The organism is Halomonas sp. H33-56, from assembly GCF_040147035.1.
GTDB classification, from domain to species: Bacteria; Pseudomonadota; Gammaproteobacteria; order Pseudomonadales; family Halomonadaceae; genus Halomonas; species Halomonas litopenaei.
Map to the genome: position 1 here is coordinate 1550025 of NZ_JAMSHP010000001.1, position 20917 is coordinate 1570941.

Below are 20917 nucleotides of genomic sequence, written 5' to 3' on the forward strand. Positions count from 1 at the left end.
ATCATGACCACTGCACTGTTCAGCCAGCACTGGCACCGAGTCGCCGATCTACGCCTGCGCCTGCGCCGGCATGCGCGTTTGTCACGCCACGAGTATCGCGGCGAGCCGTGGTACGTGCTGCACGATTCGCTGACTGGACAGGTGCATCGTTTTACGCCGGAGTCCTATCAGATCATCGGGCGACTCGATGGACGACGCACCCTCGACGACATCTGGCATCAGGTCAGCCGGTCTTTGGGCGAAGCCATGCCGACACAGCAGGAACTGGTCACCCTGATCGGTCGCTTGCATCGTGCCAATCTGCTTTCGGGGCACGAAGACATCAATATCGAGGAACTGTCACGGCGTCAGACGCGGCAGCGTCGCAGCAAGTGGCTGCAGCTGATCAAGTCGCCGCTGGGCATTCGCATCCCGCTGCTGGATCCGGAGCGCTTCGTCGCCGCGAGCTACCCACTGGTAAGGCCGCTGCTGGGCCCGCTGGGCGCGATGCTCTGGCTGGCGACCGTGGTGCTGGCGCTGGTGGTCGCAGGCATCCACTGGACGCAGCTGAGCGACAACCTGGCCGATCGGGTGCTGGGGGTCGACAATCTGTTGCTGATGGCACTGGTCTACCCGTTGATCAAGACCCTGCACGAACTGGGGCACGCCTGGGCCACCCGCGACGCGGGCGGCGAGGTCCACGAGATCGGGGTGATGCTGCTGGTCTTTTTCCCGGTACCCTACGTCGACGCCAGCGCCGCTGCGGCCTGCCCGGACAAGGGCAAGCGTATGCTGGTCGGGGCCGCCGGGGTGCTGGTCGAACTCTGGCTGGCGGCGGCGGCCATGCTGGTGTGGGCCATGGCCGAGCCTGGCGTTGTTCGCTCGCTGGCCTTCAACGTCATGTTGATCGGCGGTGTCTCGACCCTGATGTTCAACGGCAACCCGCTGCTGCGCTTCGACGCCTACTACGTGCTGGCCGACTACCTGGAAATTCCGAATCTGTTTTCCCGCGCCAACCAGCAGCTCACCTACGTGGTCAAGCGCTACCTGCTGGGACGTCGCGATGTCAGCGGTCAGGCCGGTTCGCTCAAGGAGGCCTGGTGGCTGGTGGCCTATGCAGTGCTGTCCTTCGTCTACCGACTGATCATCATGGTGGTCATCGCCACCTTCGTCGCCACCCAGTACCTGTTCATCGGTATCCTGCTGGCGCTGTGGTCGGTGACCATGACGCTGCTGTTGCCCCTGTTCAAGCTGTTGAAGGCCATGTCCGTGGATAGCCAACTCGAAGGTTCTCGCACTCGCGCCTGGAGCTGGTTGCTCGGCGGCCTGGCGTTGCTGCTGGCGGGCCTGCTGCTGGTGCCCGCGCCTCACGCCACCACCCTAAAGGGGGTGATCGATTCTGCCGAGCCCGCGCGCCTGCGGTCCGGTGTCAGCGGTGAGCTGGTCGAACTGATGGCGATACAAGGGCAGCCACTTCGCACCGGAGACCCGATTGCCCGTATCGCGGCACCGGAACTCGAAGCCGAGGTGAGGCTGCTCGAGGCCAGGGCACGGGAAATCCAGCAGCAGCAGCAGGCCGACATTCGGGACCCGCAGGCGCTGTCGATGCTGGCGGAGACTCAACGCCTGGTCGATGGTCAGCTGGTCGATGCCAGGCGCAGAGCGGCGGCGACATTGCTGACGAGCCCCCACGATGGACGCTGGATGATGCCCGAAGGGGCGCCCCTCCTGGGTAGCCATGTTCGCCGCGGCCAGGCCCTCGGGGTGCTGGTCAAATCCGGTGACTTGCGAGTGCGGACGCTGGTGCCGACCCACCAGGCGGAACTCGTGCGCGACGACCGGCGCAGCGTCAGCGTGCGTAGCGGCGGTGATGTGGAGGCCGCCGCCTCGCACCTGCTGCGGTTGTCCCCTGGCGCCAGTCATGAGGTGCCAAGCCTGAGTCTCACCCAGAAGGGCGGAGGCGATGTCGCCCTGGACCCCACGGCGGCGTCGGGGGAAGGCGAGCCGCTGAGGGCCTTTCGTCGGCATCATCTGGCGGACTTCAGCGCCACCGGCCTGATCGAGAGCGCTGCAAGGGTGCGCCTGGGCCAAGGTGTCCAGGTGCGTATCGAGCACACACCGGAGCCGATTGGATTCCGCATGTGGCGGCAGGTCCGGCGTTCCTTCCTGCGCCTGTTCGAGCGCTGAGTCGATGCTGACACGAGTTCCCGCAGACGTCATCAGCCGCGCCGAGCGCCCGGTGTCAGCACCTGGTGCACTGGAACGGGCCTGGCACGGGTTGAGGGCAAGCCTCGGCGGGCCCTCCTCGGTCAGACGATGGGTCTTGCGTTGCCGCCTTCCCGTCATTCACTGGCATGCGCGGCAGCTGTCACGACTCGACGACACCGCGCTCGATGCGCAGGCCGGCCTTCTGCGCCAGGCGTTGCGCCGTCGCGGCGTGGTTGGGTGGCTATGGCCACGTGCCTTCGCCATGGTCAGGGAAGTGGCACGACGTGAATTGGGCATGGCACACCACGACGTGCAGCTGTTGGGGGGCATGGTCCTGCTGAAGGGGCAGGTAGCGGAAATGCAGACCGGCGAGGGCAAGACCCTGACGGCCACTCTGCCGGCTGCTACCGCCGCCCTGGCCGGCATCCCGGTGCACATCATCACGGTCAACGACTACCTGGCGTCAAGGGACGCCGACAAGATGGGCCCCGTCTACGCCCGCCTGGGTCTCTCGGTGGCCTCGGTGGTCCACGGCATGACGCCCGCCGAAAGGCGCAGGGCCTACTCGGCGGATGTGGTCTACTGCACCAACAAGGAACTGGTATTCGACTACCTGCGGGACACCCAGGAGCTGGGCACCAGGCGTCACCCCTTGAGCGCCCACGCTGCACGACTGCAGGGGCGTCTCACCAGCCACAGGCTGCTGCTCAGAGGGCTGCACTTCGCCATCGTCGACGAGGCCGACAGCGTGCTGATGGACGAGGCGCGGACTCCCTTGATCCTGTCTGGCCCCGCCGGCGAGGGTGCACTGGATATTGCACTTGTCGATGAGGCCATCGCCATGGCGAAGCGCTTTGTCGAGGACGAGCACTTCGTGCGGGAACAGGGGCAGCTGTTGTTGACCGACAGCGGCAAGCGTTACCTGGAATCGCAGGTCGAACGACTGTCCCGCCAGGCGATGGCCGGACACTGGCAGGGACGTTCCCGTCAGCAGTGGTTGATCCAGCAGGCTCTGCTGGCGCAGCACCACTTTCAACGTGACGTCCACTACCTGGTACGGGATGGCAAGGTGCTGATCATTGACGAGCACACCGGCCGGGTGATGGAGGATCGGCGCTGGGAAAAGGGGCTGCAGCAGATGATCGAGCGCCGCGAAGGGTGCGAGCCCACCGATCCCAACATTACCCTGGCGCGTCTGACCTACCAGCGTTTCTTTCGCCGCTATCGCCACCTGTCGGGTATGACCGGTACGGCCAGGGAGGTGCGGCGCGAACTCTGGACGACTTACCGTCAGAGGGTGGTGACGGTGCCCCCCCATCGGCCTGGCTGGCGGCGTCTCGGCAAGGTGATGCGTTGCGACACGAAGGCGGCCAAGTGGGAATGGATCTGCCAACGTCTCCCTTCTCTCGTCACGCAAGGGCGTGCTGTGCTGGTGACCACCGTCAGCCTCGCTGATGCCGAAGCGCTTTCGGCGAGACTCAAGGCCAACGACATTGCACACCGAGTACTGAGCGCTCGCCAGGACGCCGACGAAGCGGCGGTCGTCGCCGCAGCCGGGGCGCCAGGGGCGGTCACCCTTGCCACCAGCATGGCAGGACGCGGGACCGATATTCCGCTTGATCCGGTGACTCGTGGTGCGGGCGGCCTGCACGTGATCCTGGCGGGCCATCACGACGCTGCGCGGATAGATCGTCAGATCATGGGGCGCTGCGCTCGCCAGGGTGATCCGGGCAGCGTCGAGTGGGTGCTGTCCGAAGAGGATGAATTGCTGACGGAACTGGATGGCTGGCAACGCCGTCTTGGAAGGCTTGCCACACGACTGCGCCGTGCGCAGCAGACGAGGGAGCGTCGCCACGCCCGGGAGCGGGCACGTTTGCTCGAAGCCGACTGGCGTGAAGATGACCAACTGGGTTTCAGCGGAAGAGGGGAGTAGCGTGGCGCGGAAGTGGCATGGCGCGGAAAGAGGCGCGTTCATTCCTTTCATCCGCTCTATGGTTTTTCCCACTGGCAGATCTGTATGGCCATGGTCTGCGCTGATAGCCGATCGTTGTTTAACCCTTGTCTCCGTCATGGAAAGGAAGTGCGCATGAAAGCAGCGAGATCACTGATCGTCGCCCTGGGATGCATCGCCGCGCCGGCACTGGCGCAGGACACGGACCTGCAAGAACCGGGATTTGGTGAAATAAGCTGCCTGGTGGAGCCAGGTCGCCAGGCTGCTCTGTCGAGCCAGGTGCCGGGCGTCATCGAGCGAATCGACGTACAAGCGGGCGTGCGGGTGGCGGCTGGCGATCCGCTGTTTTCGCTGATGCGGGATGTCGAATCCGCCAGTGTCGAACTGGAGCGTTCTCGCGCCGCCTATGCGTCACGACGCATGCAGCGAAACCAGCGAATGATCGAGCGCAATATGCTCAGCGAGAGCGAACGTGACGAGATCGATACCGAGCTTCGCCTGGCCCGCCTGCAGGTCAATCTCGCCAATGCACGTCTGCAACAGCTCACGACGCGGGCTCCCTTCGATGGGTGGGTGAGCGAACGCCTGGCGGAGGAGGGTGAATTCGTTGACGCCACGCCGGTGCTTGAACTGGTTCAGCTCGATCCGCTACGCATCGAGGCCGCTTTGCCGCTGGCCGCTTACGGAAGAATCGCTGCAGGAGATGTCATCGAGGTAACGCTATCGAGCCCGGTGGGGCAACGCTATTCAGCGGAGGTCATCCATGTGGACCCGGTGATCGACGCTTCGAGCGGGACCTTCGCCTTGGCCATGCGGCTTGCCAACCCAGATGAGCAGATTCCGGCAGGGATCGCCTGTGAGCTCGGCGGCATCGTGGAAGGTGGCGACGCCTAGGCCGATTCGATACGTCAGTGGATGCTCCATGACGAGCCGGGTAAGCAGAGGCCGGGTAAGCAGAGAAAGCCCCGGCGGTTTGCTGCAGTTTCTTGGCGCCTTCCTCGTCGCCTTGTCGGGGATGTCATGCAGATGACGGTGGCGTGAAATTTTTTTACACGAAGTGCTTGCCAAGGCCGGCCTCGATCCGTAAAGTACGCATCCGCTGCCGGCGACGAGCAAACGTCACAGGCGGTGAAGGGTGGTAAAAGTGATTGTTTTGAAAAGGCTTTTTCAAGTCTTCGAAAAATTCCCCACTTGACGGGCAACGAGAAATCGGTAAAATGCTCGCCACTCGATCGGAGTCGCCAGGACGGCATCGCAGGATGCGCGTCAGGCTCGCTTCGCTTTCTCTTGGGTCCTGCAGGCATCGCTTGCACGGCGAAAAAGAAAGCCTTGACGAGGCGCTTCGATTCTGTAGAATACGCCTTCCTCGCAGGGCGCTGTGACAAGCCTTCGGGCTGCGGCGCAGCAAAGCGAGAAGCTCTTTAAGCTCTTCTATAGAGCCCAGAGCACGCTCTTTAATAATTTGATCAGGTAATTCATGTGGGCGCTTGCCGATGAGTCAGTGACACTGTCACTGAAATATCAAGGCAAGCGACTCGTCAAGCGAGACGTTTGAACCTTGAGCCAAGTTTGGTCCGCTTAACGGACTATCAGACTTTAAACTGAAGAGTTTGATCATGGCTCAGATTGAACGCTGGCGGCAGGCCTAACACATGCAAGTCGAGCGGAAACGATCCTAGCTTGCTAGGAGGCGTCGAGCGGCGGACGGGTGAGTAATGCATAGGAATCTGCCCGGTAGTGGGGGATAACCTGGGGAAACCCAGGCTAATACCGCATACGCCCTACGGGGGAAAGCAGGGGATCTTCGGACCTTGCGCTATCGGATGAGCCTATGTCGGATTAGCTAGTTGGTGAGGTAACGGCTCACCAAGGCTGCGATCCGTAGCTGGTCTGAGAGGATGATCAGCCACATCGGGACTGAGACACGGCCCGAACTCCTACGGGAGGCAGCAGTGGGGAATATTGGACAATGGGCGAAAGCCTGATCCAGCCATGCCGCGTGTGTGAAGAAGGCCTTCGGGTTGTAAAGCACTTTCAGTGAGGAAGAAAGCCTTGAGGTTAATACCCTCGAGGGAGGACATCACTCACAGAAGAAGCACCGGCTAACTCCGTGCCAGCAGCCGCGGTAATACGGAGGGTGCGAGCGTTAATCGGAATTACTGGGCGTAAAGCGCGCGTAGGCGGCTTGATAAGCCGGTTGTGAAAGCCCCGGGCTCAACCTGGGAACGGCATCCGGAACTGTCAGGCTAGAGTGCAGGAGAGGAAGGTAGAATTCCCGGTGTAGCGGTGAAATGCGTAGAGATCGGGAGGAATACCAGTGGCGAAGGCGGCCTTCTGGACTGACACTGACGCTGAGGTGCGAAAGCGTGGGTAGCAAACAGGATTAGATACCCTGGTAGTCCACGCCGTAAACGATGTCGACTAGCCGTTGGGCTCCTTGAGAGCTTTGTGGCGCAGTTAACGCGATAAGTCGACCGCCTGGGGAGTACGGCCGCAAGGTTAAAACTCAAATGAATTGACGGGGGCCCGCACAAGCGGTGGAGCATGTGGTTTAATTCGATGCAACGCGAAGAACCTTACCTACCCTTGACATCGAGAGAACTTTCCAGAGATGGATTGGTGCCTTCGGGAGCTCTCAGACAGGTGCTGCATGGCTGTCGTCAGCTCGTGTTGTGAAATGTTGGGTTAAGTCCCGTAACGAGCGCAACCCTTGTCCCTATTTGCCAGCGATTCGGTCGGGAACTCTAGGGAGACTGCCGGTGACAAACCGGAGGAAGGTGGGGACGACGTCAAGTCATCATGGCCCTTACGGGTAGGGCTACACACGTGCTACAATGGCCGGTACAATGGGTTGCGAATCCGCGAGGTGGAGCTAATCCCATAAAGCCGGTCTCAGTCCGGATCGGAGTCTGCAACTCGACTCCGTGAAGTCGGAATCGCTAGTAATCGTGAATCAGAATGTCACGGTGAATACGTTCCCGGGCCTTGTACACACCGCCCGTCACACCATGGGAGTGGACTGCACCAGAAGTGGTTAGCCTAACTTCGGAGGGCGATCACCACGGTGTGGTTCATGACTGGGGTGAAGTCGTAACAAGGTAGCCGTAGGGGAACCTGCGGCTGGATCACCTCCTTAAACGACACGTCATCTGACTGTCGGTAAGTGCTCACAATGAATTACCTGATCGATAGAGCGGTTAACGGAACTTTAAGTTGGACGTTTGTGCTTCATTAGCAAGCTACAAGCCGCCAGCTTAGAGTTTTGTGCTCTAATGCTCTTTAACAATGTATATCATGCTGACAAAGTAAGATACGTTTCAAGCGTATCCGGCAATTGTCGTGACATCATCGATTGACAGACCCTTTGGGGTTATATGGTCAAGCGATGAAGCGCATACGGTGGATGCCTAGGCAGTCAGAGGCGATGAAAGACGTGGAAGCCTGCGATAAGGTTCGGCGAGGTGGCAAACGACCTGCGACCCGGACATCTCTGAATGGGGAAACCCACCCAAGGTAACTTGGGTATCTCATGTTGAATATATAGACATGAGAGGCGAACCGGGGGAACTGAAACATCTAAGTACCCCGAGGAAAAGAAATCAACCGAGATTCCCCTAGTAGCGGCGAGCGAACGGGGACCAGCCCTTAAGCAACACAACTGGTAGGTGAACAGACTGGGAAGTCTGGCCATAGTGGGTGATAGCCCCGTAACCGAAACCTGAGTGTTGTGAAATCGAGTAGGTCGAGGCACGTGAAACCTTGACTGAAGACGGGGGGACCATCCTCCAAGGCTAAATACTCCTGACTGACCGATAGTGAACCAGTACCGTGAGGGAAAGGCGAAAAGAACCCCGGAGAGGGGAGTGAAATAGATCCTGAAACCGTATGCGTACAAGCAGTGGGAGCCAACTTGTTTGGTGACCGCGTACCTTTTGTATAATGGGTCAGCGACTTATTTTCAGTGGCGAGCTTAACCGTATAGGGGAGGCGTAGAGAAATCGAGTCTTAACTGGGCGACCAGTCGCTGGAAATAGACCCGAAACCGGGCGATCTATCCATGAGCAGGTTGAAGGTTGAGTAACATCAACTGGAGGACCGAACCAGGATCTGTTGAAAAAGATTTGGATGACTTGTGGATCGGAGTGAAAGGCTAATCAAGCCCGGAGATAGCTGGTTCTCCTCGAAAGCTATTTAGGTAGCGCCTCACGTATCACCGCCGGGGGTAGAGCACTGTTTCGGCTAGGGGGTCATCCCGACTTACCAACCCGAGGCAAACTCCGAATACCGGTGAGTGCAAGCGTGGGAGACACACAGCGGGTGCTAACGTCCGTTGTGAAAAGGGAAACAACCCAGACCGTCAGCTAAGGTCCCGAAATCCTGGTTAAGTGGGAAACGATGTGGGAAGGCTTAGACAGCTAGGAGGTTGGCTTAGAAGCAGCCATCCTTTAAAGAAAGCGTAATAGCTCACTAGTCGAGTCGGCCTGCGCGGAAGATGTAACGGGGCTCAAACCAGGTACCGAAGCTACGGGTGTGTTCGCATCACTTAAGGTGATTCGATAGTGTCAGTTCGCTGCCATCGCGAAGCGATGGCAAAGCGCTTCCCGAACGTTGAGTCGGGCAGGGCAAGGTGAACGGCCTGAGTCATTTTAAGGATGCGAACACGCGGTAGAGGAGCGTCGTGTAAGCCGATGAAGGTGTGTTGAGAAGCATGCTGGAGGTATCACGAGTGCGAATGCTGACATGAGTAACGACAAGGGGAGTGAAAAACTCCCCCGCCGGAAGACCAAGGGTTTCTGTTCGACGCTAATCGGAGCAGAGTGAGTCGGCCCCTAAGGCGAGGCCGAAAGGCGTAGTCGATGGGAAACGGGTCAATATTCCCGTACCTCACAGTATTGCGATGGGGGGACGAAGAAGGCTAGGTGAGCCAGGCGTTGGTTGTCCTGGTGAAAGCCGGTAGGCTGAGGATTCAGGTAAATCCGGATCCTCAAGGCCGAGAGGCGAGACGAACTGACTACGGTCAGGAAGTCATCGATGCCACGCTTCCAGGAAAAGCCTCTAAGCTTCAGATACTGTGAGACCGTACCCCAAACCGACACAGGTGGTCAGGTAGAGAATACCAAGGCGCTTGAGAGAACTCGGGTGAAGGAACTAGGCAAAATGGTGCCGTAACTTCGGGAGAAGGCACGCCGCATTAGGGTGAAGGTCCTCGCGACCGGAGCCTGACGCGGTCGAAGATACCAGGTGGCTGCAACTGTTTATTAAAAACACAGCACTCTGCAAACGCGCAAGCGGACGTATAGGGTGTGACGCCTGCCCGGTGCCGGAAGGTTAAGTGATGGTGTTAGCTCACGCGAAGCTCCTGATCGAAGCCCCGGTAAACGGCGGCCGTAACTATAACGGTCCTAAGGTAGCGAAATTCCTTGTCGGGTAAGTTCCGACCTGCACGAATGGCGTAATGATGGCCACGCTGTCTCCACCCGAGACTCAGTGAAATTGAAATCGCAGTGAAGATGCTGTGTACCCGCGGCTAGACGGAAAGACCCCGTGAACCTTTACTACAGCTTCACACTGGACGCTGATGTTGCTTGTGTAGGATAGCTGGGAGGCTTTGAAACCCTGTCGCCAGATGGGGTGGAGCCAACCTTGAAATACCAGCCTGGCATCATTGGCGTTCTAACTCAGGACCGTAATCCGGTTCGAGGACCGTGTGTGGTGGGTAGTTTGACTGGGGCGGTCTCCTCCCAAAGAGTAACGGAGGAGCACGAAGGTACCCTCAGCACGGTTGGAAATCGTGCAGTGAGTGCAAGAGCATAAGGGTGCTTAACTGCGAGACAGACACGTCGAGCAGATACGAAAGTAGGTTCTAGTGATCCGGTGGTTCTGTATGGAAGGGCCATCGCTCAACGGATAAAAGGTACTCCGGGGATAACAGGCTGATACCGCCCAAGAGTTCACATCGACGGCGGTGTTTGGCACCTCGATGTCGGCTCATCACATCCTGGGGCTGAAGTCGGTCCCAAGGGTATGGCTGTTCGCCATTTAAAGTGGTACGCGAGCTGGGTTTAGAACGTCGTGAGACAGTTCGGTCCCTATCTGCCGTGGGCGTTGGAGATTTGAGAAGCGCTGCTCCTAGTACGAGAGGACCGGAGTGGACGTACCTCTGGTGTTCCGGTTGTCACGCCAGTGGCATTGCCGGGTAGCTATGTACGGACGGGATAACCGCTGAAAGCATCTAAGCGGGAAGCCCCCTTCAAGATGAGATCTCCCTGAGGCCTTGAGCCTCCTAAAGGACCCAGCAAGACCAGCTGGTTGATAGGCCGGGTGTGGAAGCGCTGCAAGGCGTTGAGCTAACCGGTACTAATGGTCCGTGAGGCTTGACCATATAACACCCAAAGGGTTTTGGTCGATGATGTCTCGAATCAATTGACGGATACGATGAAACGTATCGTCGGCATGGTGTACGTTGTCTTTTTTCCGCCTGACGACCATAGCGAGTGGGAACCACCTGATCCCTTGCCGAACTCAGAAGTGAAACCGCTCAGCGCCGATGGTAGTGTGGGGTCTCCCCATGCGAGAGTAGGTCATCGTCAGGCATTTATTCAGAAGAAGCCCAATTCCGAGAGGAGTTGGGCTTTTTCGCATGCATGGGGAAGACCCCGCTCTTTATATGTGGGGCCGCACTGCGTGCGGTCCGGCCGCTCGCAGGCTCGCGTCGTTCGTCTCCCCTTGCGGCGTTGCCGCAAAAGCTCGGGGTGACTCACCCCCATGCGAGCGACATTGCTGTCTAAGTGTCATCGTCAGGTATCGATTCGAAAGAAGGCCCAATTCCGAGAGGAATTGGGCCTTCTTTTTGTAAAGAGCGCATGCATGGGCTCTCTACAAGTTCAGCCCCTCTCTTTATATGTGGGGCCGCGCCGATAACCCCCTCGGCGCGGTCCGGCCGCTCGCAAGCTCGCGTCGTTCGTCACCCCTTGCGGCGTTGCCGCAGCCCTTGTAAAGAGCGCTGGGGTGACTCACCCCCATGCGAGCGACCTTGCTGTCTAAGTGTCATCGTCAGGATTTTCTTTAGAAGAAGCCCAATTCCGAGAGGAGTTGGGCTTCTTTCGTTTCTGCTTCCTATGCGGAATGCTGCTCTGGATGGAACAAAGGTGCTAAAGAAAGATCGAAATGGCATATTCATCGTGCGCAGAGCGAAGGAGGTGCCAGATGCAACGAATTCGTCATTCCGAGGGACGGCCACAGGTGACGGGGTTCTTCGATACCGCGACATCGAGCGTCCAGTACGTGGTCACGGACCCCGATACCAGACGGTGTGCCATCATCGATCCGGTGCTTGATTTCGATGCGGCCTCCGGTGCGACGTCCACCGCCAGCGCGGATGAACTGCTTGGCTACGTTAAGGAACACGGCCTCGAAGTCGAGTGGGTGCTGGATACCCATCCCCATGCCGATCATCTGTCGGCGGCGCAGTATCTCAAGCAGCAGACGGGGGCGCCGACGGCAATTGGGCAGAAGATCACCGAGGTACAGGCGCTGTGGAAGGATATCTATCATTGGCCGGAGCTGGCCTGCGACGGTAGTCAGTGGGACAGGCTGTGGGCTGAGGGGGATCGCTTCTCCATCGGTAGTCTCGAGGTCGAGGTGATGTTCTCTCCCGGGCATACCCTGGCGTCGGTGACCTACCGCGTCGGTGATGCTGCCTTCGTCCACGACACCCTGTTTCAGCCTGACTTCGGCACGGCCCGGGCAGACTTTCCCGGTGGCGACGCTCAGGCGTTGTGGCAGTCGATACAGGATCTGCTTGCCTTGCCGGAAGATACCCGCATATTTACCGGGCACGACTATCGCCCCGGAGGCCGGGAGCCCCGGTGGGAGAGCACGGTGGCTGAGCAGCGCCGTGACAACATCCATCTCCAGGGTCAGCACGAGGCCGGCTACATCGCCATGCGCAATGGACGCGACCAGGACTTGCCGATGCCTGCGCTGATGCTGCCATCACTCCAGGTAAATATTCTGGGAGGACGTTTGCCCAAGGCAGAGTCCAACGGCCGTCGCTACCTCAAGATCCCTCTCAACGCCTTTTAAGCTCCGTGACGGTTGCTGAGAGCGGCCTCCGAGAGCGGAGTCCATGAATATCCCTGCGGCGGGCGCTTGCCGATAGGGTCCGGTGAATATCACCCAGTGATGGTTCCTCGGGCCTTGCCCTTTCGATAGCGACTTCGATATCGACGTCGTTAGCGAGCGCGGGCGCTTGGGCAAGCGTTTCTGGTGAAGTGTCTGCTTTCACGCTAGGTTGGTCAGGCGGTTGTCGGCTCGGGTGGCATGAATGGCGCCTCTGCTTGATGGATAGTATTTCCACTTAGCCTGCGCACATCGGTGGTGACGCCGATCGTGCGATGGGCGCTTATGCCTTCGGCTCCAGGGCGATTGATGGAGTCCAGTGTCAGGAGAAAGGGATGTTCGATACGCTTGGTCTTGCCCTGGTGATCGGTGTCGGCGGGACTGCCCTGCTGGATCTGTGGAATTGGCTGTTGAACAAGTCGATAGGGCAACCACTGCCACCCTGGCATCTGGTCGGCCGCTGGTTTTCGGGCTTGCCCAAGGGGAGACTGGTCCATCGGCAGGGGATCGCTTCCTCGCCTGCGATCGGCGGGGAGCTCGCCATCGGCTGGATCATGCACTACGTCGTGGGCGTGAGCTTTGCCCTGGCGCTGTTATTGGTGTGGGGAGATGGCTGGGCGTTGGCACCGACCTTTGGCCCGGCCTTGATCGTGGGCCTGGTGACGGTAGGTGCGGGCTGGTTCATCCTGCAGCCTGGCATGGGAGTGGGAGTTGCCTGCTCGGGCGCTCCCAACCCGAGCCTCGCCCGCATGAACAACGTGGTGGGCCATATCGTCTTTGCCCTGGGCATGTATCTGGCGGCGCGTCTGATCACGGCGGGCTGAGCAGATACCTTGGGGTGAAGCGAGGTTCCAGATAGACGGTCTGGGCCGTCAGAGCAATGCTCTCGAGTGCCTTGTTCAATCGCTCCGGTGTCAGATCGGCCCCCGCTGCAGCCAGGGCTTCTCCGAGCAGGGCGCCAAGGGCGTAGCCACGCAGGGCTTCGGGCCCCTGATCGTGGAGGGCGGCCCAGCTCAGGGCGTCCTGGTGCGGTATGGCGAGGATAACCTCATGGCCGGCTTCTGCCAGGGCAGCGGCGTGTTCGCCGAGATGATCCAGACAACCGACCAGGGTTCTGGGGGTGTCCAGCAGTTCACCATTTTCCAGTTCGTCGACAATATTGTCGCTGGCGACCAGGGTCACATCGGCTGCCGCCGAGAGCGGAAGACTCATGGTCATCAGCCGAAAGCGAAATTCATCGCCATGGCGGCCGAGCAGGCCCACGCGCTGTGCGCTGGTATTGCGCACTTCCTTGACGGCGGCCACCAGGCAGGCCGTCTGCAAGCGCTCTTCCAGCCGGTCATCGATCTCGGCCAGGGTCGTTAACACGTCAGGCCGCGTCGTCACCTCGATACGTCGACCAAAAGCGCCGCCCTGGCTATTGAAGGCAGCAATGGCCGCGCTGAAGCCGATATCCAGGTCCGAATTTCCGGAGATGCCCACCAGCACACGTGTGGGTTCGATGCCGGTGTCCGTCGCCGCCGAGAGCTGTTGCAGGTGGTCGATCAGCGAGTCCAGAACGTCGTCGTCCAGTGCATAACGTGGCATCTGCGCAGACAGTCGGCGTTGATCGGGAGCGATGCCCTGACTCAGTGCCTTCAGCAGACTCGTTCGATCATAGCCAGGCTGGTGGTCTTCGCTGGTCAATGCCGTCCAATGGACAGCGGGTGCAGTGCCATCGATCCCCAGGCCATCGACACCGTGGCAGCTTGCACAGGAGGGATGAGGTGACTCGCCGTGGGTTCCCTGCTGGTAGAGGGTCTGTCCGGACGTCAGAGGAGGGGAGTCGGCGGCTCGGGCGGAAAGCACGATGCATGAGGCCATGACGGCAAGTCGAATGCTGGCTCTCAAGGCAGGGTGTCCTCCCGCTATTGCGTGTCCATGTACAGTAACGCAGCTTCCGAGTGACTGGGCAAGCTACCATCGTCCACCCGCTGGCTCCTTGGTGCCCACACACTGTAGCCGGAATTGCCGACTCAGGGCGGCTGACCTAAGAGTTTGTAGTCAGTCGACGTAGCCTCTGTCGGATGCTAACCGACAACCTGTCGGTGCGACTCGAGGTGTTCCCGAAGCCGCCCGATTTGGCACGTACCGAGCAAGAATTTGCCAATTGGGTCCGCCCGAAAATGACGTCCGTCCCAATGCTGGCGGTCGCTACCTGGCGTCTCCTGGACGAGCCCGACCGGCTAGCGTCCTCAAGCGTTCGCAAAGCGCTCTCGCTGGTTCACTGAGCAAGCTTTATTCCCGTAGCCGTCTGGCCTGGGAGTAAAGGCCAGCAGGAGTGGAGCAGAATTGGGCAAAAGACTCGGTAGACTTAGGCGATCGTAGGCTTCGGGTTGCGGATCTTGAACAATAAAACCATCCTTGTATAAGTTTGGTATATGGAAGAGCCGTGACATCGCCATGGAACAGACGCCGTCGACGGCGCGATCCTGGCACCGCTTCTACAAGGAGGAAGAGATCCGTGACCATCTTTGAAGCCCTGCGTGAGAGCCACGACAAGCAGCGCCGCCTGCTGGAACTGCTGGTGGAGACCGAAGGCGACAGTGACGGGCGCGATGAGCTGTTCAAGCGCGTCAAGGAGGAGCTCGAGAACCACGCTGGCGCAGAAGAGCGGGCCCTGTACATGCCGATGATGGAGCATGACATGACCCAGGAGAAGGCGCGGCACAGCGTGGCCGAGCACCACGAGATCGATGAGCTGATCGAGGCGCTCGAGACGACCGACTACAGTTCACCGGGCTGGCTTGCCAGCGCCAAGAAGCTGCAGCATCTGGTCACTCACCACCTCGACGAGGAAGAGCAGGAGGTGTTTCAGCTCGCCGGACGCGCCTTTGACGATGCCACCAAGGCCAACCTCGCTGAAGAGTATCTGCAGGACATGCAGGATCGGGAAGCCGGCTGAAGGCAGACGTTTTTCAAGCCGCTTGCACAAAAGGCGCTGGAGGAAACTCCAGCGCCTTTTTCATGGAGAGCCATCAGACAGCCATATGGTCGCAGAATGGTCAGCTGTCTTGCTGCTCGTCGAGCAGGTGGCTCAGGGCGTCCTTGCGGTTCTCGTAGATGTGCGGTGCATCGGCACGGCGCTCCAGCGCGTCGCCGAGCTTGAGGCGCAGGAAGGCACTGGTGGTGTAGCGAGTGACGCGCTCGTAGAAGCGCTCGGACAGGCCGCAGATCATTTCGGTGTAGCGCTCGACAAGGTGCGGCGCGATGGTGAAGTTGTCGTAGTTGACGATGGCATAGACGGGACGGCCCAGGGGCTCAAGCAGGCGTTCGACCTCCCTCTCGATGGTGGCGATGGTGTCATCGTCGTTGACCGCCAGTCCCTCGAAGTTGATGAAGAACTGGTAAGTGTCGAGATCGACGCTCAAGCGCTCGGCGATCGGCCGCTCCAGCAGGGTCTCGAGCAGGTCCATGGAGGCGCTGTCGAACAGGCGGGGATCCATGGTGGCAAGGGGCGCGTCGATGTGGGGCCGAAAGTCCATCAGCGCCAGGATGTCGCGCTCAAGTTCCATCCCCGGGGCGATCTCGATCAGCGTCAGCCCTTGCGCGCGCAGTTCGAACACGCAGCGCTCGGTGACGTAGAGCACCGGCTGGCCGCGCTTCGCCGCCAGGGGGCCACTGAAGGTGCGGTGCTCGACGCGCTCGACAAACTTGCGCTGGCTGCCGTCGGCGTCGATCTTTAGTCTTCCCGAGTCGATGGACAGCTGGGCACCGGCGGTGAAGGTACCGACGAACACTAACCGTTTGGCGTTCTGGCTGATGTTGATAAAGCCGCCGGCGCCGGCAAGCCTGGGGCCGAAGCGGCTGACGTTGACGCTGCCCTCCTGGTCGACCTGGGCGAGACCGAGAAAGGCGATGTCCAGGCCGCCGCCATCGTAGAAGTCGAACTGGCTTGGCTGGTCGATGATCGCCTGGGTATTGATGGCGGCGCCGAAGTCGAGCCCGCCCGCCGGCAGGCCGCCGATGACGCCGGGCTCGGCGGTCAGCGTCAGGTACTCGAGCAGCCCTTCCTCATTGGCCACGTTGGCGATGCCCTCGGGCATGCCGATGCCCAGGTTGACGATGCTGTTGGGCCGAAGCTCGAAGGCGGCGCGGCGGGCGATGACCTTGCGCTCGGTCAGCGAGAGGCTGGCGATGTCATTCATCGGCGCCTTCAGTTCGCCGGCGAAGGCGCGACTGAACTGGGTGGCGAAGGTCTGCCAGTGATACTCGGGCTGTGCCAGCACCACGGCGTCGACCAGCACGCCGGGGATCTTCACGTCCTTGGCCTTGAGGGTGCCTCGTTCGGCCAGACTCTCGACCTGGACGATGACGATGCCCCCGGAATTGTGCACCGCCATGGCAATGGCCTGCATCTCCAGAAATAGCGCCTCACGCTCCATCGTCACGTTGCCGTCGGCGTCGGCGGTGGTCCCGCGCAATAGCGCGACCTGAATCGGCTGAGCCTGGTAGAACAGGTACTCCTCGCCATCGATGGGCATCAGCCGCACGCGATCCTCGGTGGTGCGCTCGTTGATCTTGCCGCCCCCCTGACGTGGGTCGACAAAGGTATCGAGCCCCACCTTGGTCAGGGTGCCCGGCTTGCCGGCGGCGGTGTCGCGAAACAGATGGGAGATCACGCCCTGTGGCAGGTTGTAGGCCTCGATCTGGTTGTCGATGGCCAGCTTCTGCAAGCGCGGTACCAGCCCCCAGTGGCCTCCGATGACGCGCTTTAGTAGTCCAGGGTGACCGAAGTGATCGACGCCACGGCCCTTGCCGTCGCCCTGGCCAGCGGCGTAGATCAGCGTCAGATCACGAGGATGGCCGGACTCCACGAAGCGTTGCTCCAGCGCTACCGCCAGTGCCTCGGGAAAGGCCACCCCGACGAAGCCGCCGGTGGCAAGGCTGTCGCCGTCACGGATCAGCTGTACCGACTCCTCGGCACTGACCACCTTGTTGCGTTGGCGACTGACGCTGGGAGGAGTGCGATGGGGCATGGGTGTTCCTTTTCAAGCCATGGGGATAGGAGGCACGTCGGCACGCAGAGCCTATTGACCAGTGTGAGCGACATGAAGGCGGCGAGAGGTCGAGATGCTTGACGGTGCAAAGTCGTTGCTTGCCCCTTGAAGTCAGTCGCTGACTGTCCCACTCTGTACAAAAGTGGTACACAACCTTCACGTCACGTGCAGAAAAGGGCTTCTGCCGCAGACGCCTGTTGCGTACCGCCGGCCCCCAGGGATGCCCGTGGTGGCGGGGGCCATGACGTTCGCCATGTCGATGAGCCGAAGGAGTGGATCCATGTCTACACAGCAACCCCCTCAGCAACAGCATCGTCAGCCCGGCAGCGAGTCGGCCATGCAGCCCGAGCCGGAGGTGATCCGTGACAGCTACCGTGGCAGCGGCAAGCTGGACGGCAAGGTGGCGCTGATCAGCGGCGGCGACAGCGGTATCGGTCGCTCCGTGGCGGTGCACTATGCCCGTGAGGGCGCGCACTGCGCCATCGTGCATCTGGAAGAAGATCAGGATGCCGAGACCACCCGCCAGATGGTCGAGAAGGAAGGCGGTGAGTGCCTGGTGCTCAAGGGGGACGTCGGTGATGCCGACTTCTGTCGTCAGGCCGTGGCCAGCACCATCGAGCGCTTTGGACGGCTCAATATCCTGGTCAACAACGCCGCCGAACAGTATGACTGGTCCGATATTACCGAGGTGGATGATGCGCAGCTGGAGCGGACCTTCCGCACCAATGTCTACAGCCACTTCTATCTGTCCAAGGCGGCGGTGCCCCATCTCGACGCCGGCGATACCATCATCGCTACCTCCTCGATCAATGCCTTCAAGGGCAATGACACCCTGCTCGACTACACCGCGACCAAGGGGGCGGTGCAGGCACTGGTACGTTCGCTGGCGGCGACCCTGATGGATCGCGAGATTCGCGTCAACGCAGTGGCCCCGGGGCCGGTATGGACGCCGTTGATCCCGGCGAGCTTCGACGAACAAAAGGTCGCCGAGTTCGGTGGTCAGGTGCCGATGAATCGGGCAGGCCAGCCCAGCGAGATGGGGCCCGCCTATGTCTATCTGGCCAGCGAAGAGTCGTCCTACATGAGTGGCCAGACGCTGCACCTCAACGGTGGCGTGGTGCTCAATACCTGAGATGCCGCAGGAGGCTGCGCGACTCGCCTCTCCAGCGGCAGCGATGAAAGGCTGGATCGAAATGACAGGCGAGCCGGCACGGGCCGGCTCGCCTGTTGACCGTCTGGGCGACGTTACTGGTTGAGTTCCTGCTCGGTGAACAGGTCGGCGAACAGCGCCGAGCTCAAATAGCGCTCAGCGCTGTCTGGCAGTACCACCACGATATTCTTGCCGGCGAACTCGGGCAGCTTGCTGACACGCACCGCAGCCTCGACCGCTGCCCCGCAGGAAATGCCGCAGAGGATGCCTTCTTCACGCATCAGTCGATGGGCCATGGCCATGGCGTCCTCGTTGGTGACCGTCTCGACGCGATCGACCAGATCCATGTCCAGATTGTCCGGCACGAAGCCGGCACCGATGCCCTGGATCTTGTGGGGAGCGGGCTTGAGTTCCTTGCCTTCCCTGGCCTGGGTCAGGATAGGGGAGTCGGTGGGCTCCACCGCCACGGTGGTGATCGCCTTGCCCTGGGTCTTCTTGATGTAGCGCGAGACCCCGGTCAGGGTGCCCCCGGTGCCGACGCCGGCTACGAAGACATCGACCTCGCCGTCGGTATCGTTCCAGATCTCGGGGCCGGTGGTGGTCTCGTGGATGCGCGGGTTGGCCGGGTTGGAGAACTGCTGGGGCAGGAAGTAGGTCGACGGATCGGACTTGGCCATCTCTTCGGCCTTGGCGATGGCGCCGGGCATGCCCTTGGCCGGTTCGGTCAGCACCAGTTCGGCGCCCAGGGCCTTCAGTACCTTGCGCCGCTCCAGGCTCATGGAGGCCGGCATGGTCAGGGTCAGCGGGTAGCCCTTGGCGGCGGCAACGAAGGCGAGGGCGATGCCGGTATTGCCGCTGGTTGGCTCGATGATGGTCATGCCCGGCTTGAGCACGCCGCGTTCCTCGGCATCCCAGATCATCGCCGCACCGATCCGGCACTTGACGCTGTAGGCCGGATTGCGCCCCTCGATCTTGGCCCAGATCGTGGCGCCTTCATTGACCCGGTTCAGCCGCACCAGCGGGGTGTTGCCGATTGCCTGGGCATTGTCGTCGTGGATGCGAACCATGTCTGACCTCCGTTGCAGGGCCCCGGGTAGCCAGTACAGGCGAGTCGACCAGGGGCAAATGATGGATGCGAAAGAAATCTATCGAGCGTCCACTATGCCTCAGGTTGGCGCCCGCCACGAGAGAGCGAGGGCTCGCTTACCGCCAGGGGAATTAAAGCGGCTGGCGAAACAGCACGCGCCCGCATCAAGCGGGCGCGTGATCGGCATGGTGAACGCCGTCGCCGTTCAGGACCCAAGGTCGGGTCTCCCGGCGAGCAGCGCTGACAAGGGCGGAACCTCCTACTGCTGGTCCCACGCAACGAAGGCGTCGACCACCTCCTGGGGGCGCTCCAGCGGATAGAAGTGGCTGGCGTCCAGATATTCCCAGGTGGCGTGGGGCATGATGCGGGCCAGTGCCACGCCGGAGACGTAGGGCGGCTGGAAGGGGTCATGCACGCCCCACAGCAGCATCGCAGGCTTGTTCCACATCACCATCCGAGGTGAGGCCTCAAGGGTAAGGCGGTTATCCATGGCCTTGAGGTACTCGATGAAATGGTTGCGGGTCGACTCGTTCTCGGCATAGTTGCCGTAGAGGTCCTCGAGGATCTCGTCGGTCAGGGTCTCCTCCGGCTGCATGAGACCTGCCGAGGCGAAGTTCTTGACGATCTCGCGGACGTTGTCGGCACTGAAGATCTGGCTGGCCTCGGCGGACTTGGCCTTGGCGATGGCGGCGTTGGCCTCCGGGACCGGCCACATGTCGAGCACGGCGGAGTTGCCGATCACGATCTTGCGGACCTGGTTCTGCTCCTTGAGCTCGGGATCGGTCACCATGATCTGGGCGATGCCGCCCCCCAGGTCGTGGCCGAACAGGATGTAGGGGCCGGGCATGACCTGATTGGCGAAGTCGGTCATGATTTCGGCCTGGCCCTTGAGCGAGTGGTCGGCGTCCATGGGGCCGTCGGTGTAGCTGAGCCCGAGTTGGCCGGGCGCGAAGACGTGATAGCCCTGTTCCGCCAGCAGCGGGCCCACCCGGGAGAACAGCACGCTGTTGAGCGGAATGCCATGGATCAGCATGACCGCCGGGTCACCAGGCTCGCCCCATTCGCGATAGGCGACGCGAAAGTCTCCTACATCAGCAAACTGACGGCCGGGCATCTCGTCGGCAAAGGCCGCAAGTGGTGTGACGGCAAGCGGCGGGATGGCAAGGGCGAGCGACAGGGCAAGGGCGTTGATCGTGCGGATGGGCATGGCGGCTCCTGGGATGGTTATCGATAGCGCTGGCGCCGATGAACACGGTCGTGATGGCGGTGGTGCAGGCACGAGTGTCAACGGCGGTGCTGACATGGGAGACGGTGGCCGGCCGAGGGCCGAGGCCAGTCGCTTCAAAGGCACTTCATACTCTAGATCAGCGTTACCCGATAAG

At 60.9% G+C, this 20917-nt stretch carries 11 protein-coding genes and 3 rRNA genes; 10 read left to right on the top strand and 4 right to left on the bottom strand.

What is annotated here, in order from left to right; translation table 11 throughout:
* Window positions 1–3: 3 nt before the first annotated feature.
* The 8 genes from NFH98_RS06750 to NFH98_RS06785 all read left to right on the top strand — a co-directional run bounded on the left by NFH98_RS06750 (window position 4) and on the right by NFH98_RS06785 (window position 13083).
* The gene (locus NFH98_RS06750) at window positions 4–2166 is read left to right on the top strand and encodes a peptidase M50 (protein WP_349622378.1); all 2163 of its coding nucleotides are present in this window, start codon (window positions 4–6) and stop codon (window positions 2164–2166) included.
* A gap of 4 nt (window positions 2167–2170) precedes the next feature.
* On the top strand, window positions 2171–4120 hold the full coding sequence (locus NFH98_RS06755) for a preprotein translocase subunit SecA (protein ID WP_349622379.1): 1950 nt from the start codon (window positions 2171–2173) through the stop codon (window positions 4118–4120).
* 153 nt (window positions 4121–4273) lie between these two features.
* A complete protein-coding gene (locus NFH98_RS06760) occupies window positions 4274–5032 on the top strand; it encodes an efflux RND transporter periplasmic adaptor subunit (RefSeq protein WP_052704557.1) in 759 nt (252 codons plus the stop codon).
* Between the two features lie 704 nt (window positions 5033–5736).
* Window positions 5737–7274 (top strand): 16S ribosomal RNA (locus NFH98_RS06765).
* A 240-nt stretch (window positions 7275–7514) separates the two neighbouring features.
* Window positions 7515–10520, top strand: a 23S ribosomal RNA gene (locus tag NFH98_RS06770).
* Window positions 10521–10615: 95 nt separating this feature from the next.
* A 5S ribosomal RNA gene (gene rrf, locus NFH98_RS06775) occupies window positions 10616–10731 on the top strand.
* The 16S, 23S and 5S rRNA genes sit together here, the layout of an rRNA operon.
* 613 nt (window positions 10732–11344) lie before the next feature.
* Window positions 11345–12223 carry an MBL fold metallo-hydrolase gene (locus tag NFH98_RS06780; RefSeq protein WP_108447577.1) on the top strand — a complete coding sequence of 293 codons (879 nt, stop codon included), beginning with the start codon at window positions 11345–11347 and terminating at the stop codon, window positions 12221–12223.
* A 371-nt stretch (window positions 12224–12594) separates the two neighbouring features.
* A complete protein-coding gene (locus NFH98_RS06785; RefSeq protein ID WP_108132572.1) occupies window positions 12595–13083 on the top strand; it encodes a DUF2938 family protein in 489 nt (162 codons plus the stop codon).
* Here NFH98_RS06785 and NFH98_RS06790 read toward each other — a convergent pair.
* A complete protein-coding gene (locus NFH98_RS06790; protein WP_349622380.1) occupies window positions 13070–14122 on the bottom strand; it encodes a c-type cytochrome in 1053 nt (350 codons plus the stop codon). The two genes, NFH98_RS06785 and NFH98_RS06790, sit on opposite strands and share 14 nt — an antisense overlap.
* A gap of 640 nt (window positions 14123–14762) precedes the next feature.
* Here NFH98_RS06790 and NFH98_RS06795 point away from each other — a divergent pair.
* On the top strand, window positions 14763–15203 hold the full coding sequence (locus tag NFH98_RS06795; protein WP_108447580.1) for a hemerythrin domain-containing protein: 441 nt from the start codon (window positions 14763–14765) through the stop codon (window positions 15201–15203).
* Window positions 15204–15303: 100 nt separating this feature from the next.
* On the opposite strand, the gene NFH98_RS06800 is transcribed toward NFH98_RS06795, so the two are convergent.
* Window positions 15304–17277, bottom strand: coding sequence for an acyl CoA:acetate/3-ketoacid CoA transferase (locus tag NFH98_RS06800; RefSeq protein ID WP_349622381.1), 1974 nt, complete (start codon window positions 17275–17277; stop codon window positions 15304–15306).
* A 301-nt stretch (window positions 17278–17578) separates the two neighbouring features.
* Here NFH98_RS06800 and NFH98_RS06805 point away from each other — a divergent pair, with 301 nt between their 5' ends.
* Window positions 17579–18430 carry an SDR family oxidoreductase gene (locus tag NFH98_RS06805; RefSeq protein WP_045993342.1) on the top strand — a complete coding sequence of 284 codons (852 nt, stop codon included), beginning with the start codon at window positions 17579–17581 and terminating at the stop codon, window positions 18428–18430.
* Window positions 18431–18543: 113 nt separating this feature from the next.
* On the opposite strand, the gene cysK is transcribed toward NFH98_RS06805, so the two are convergent.
* Window positions 18544–19515 carry a cysteine synthase A gene (gene cysK / locus NFH98_RS06810; protein WP_253029355.1) on the bottom strand — a complete coding sequence of 324 codons (972 nt, stop codon included), beginning with the start codon at window positions 19513–19515 and terminating at the stop codon, window positions 18544–18546.
* Window positions 19516–19794: 279 nt separating this feature from the next.
* Complete coding sequence (locus tag NFH98_RS06815; RefSeq protein ID WP_349622382.1) at window positions 19795–20742, bottom strand: alpha/beta fold hydrolase; 948 nt, start codon at window positions 20740–20742, stop codon at window positions 19795–19797.
* Between the last annotated feature and the right edge of the window lie 175 nt (window positions 20743–20917).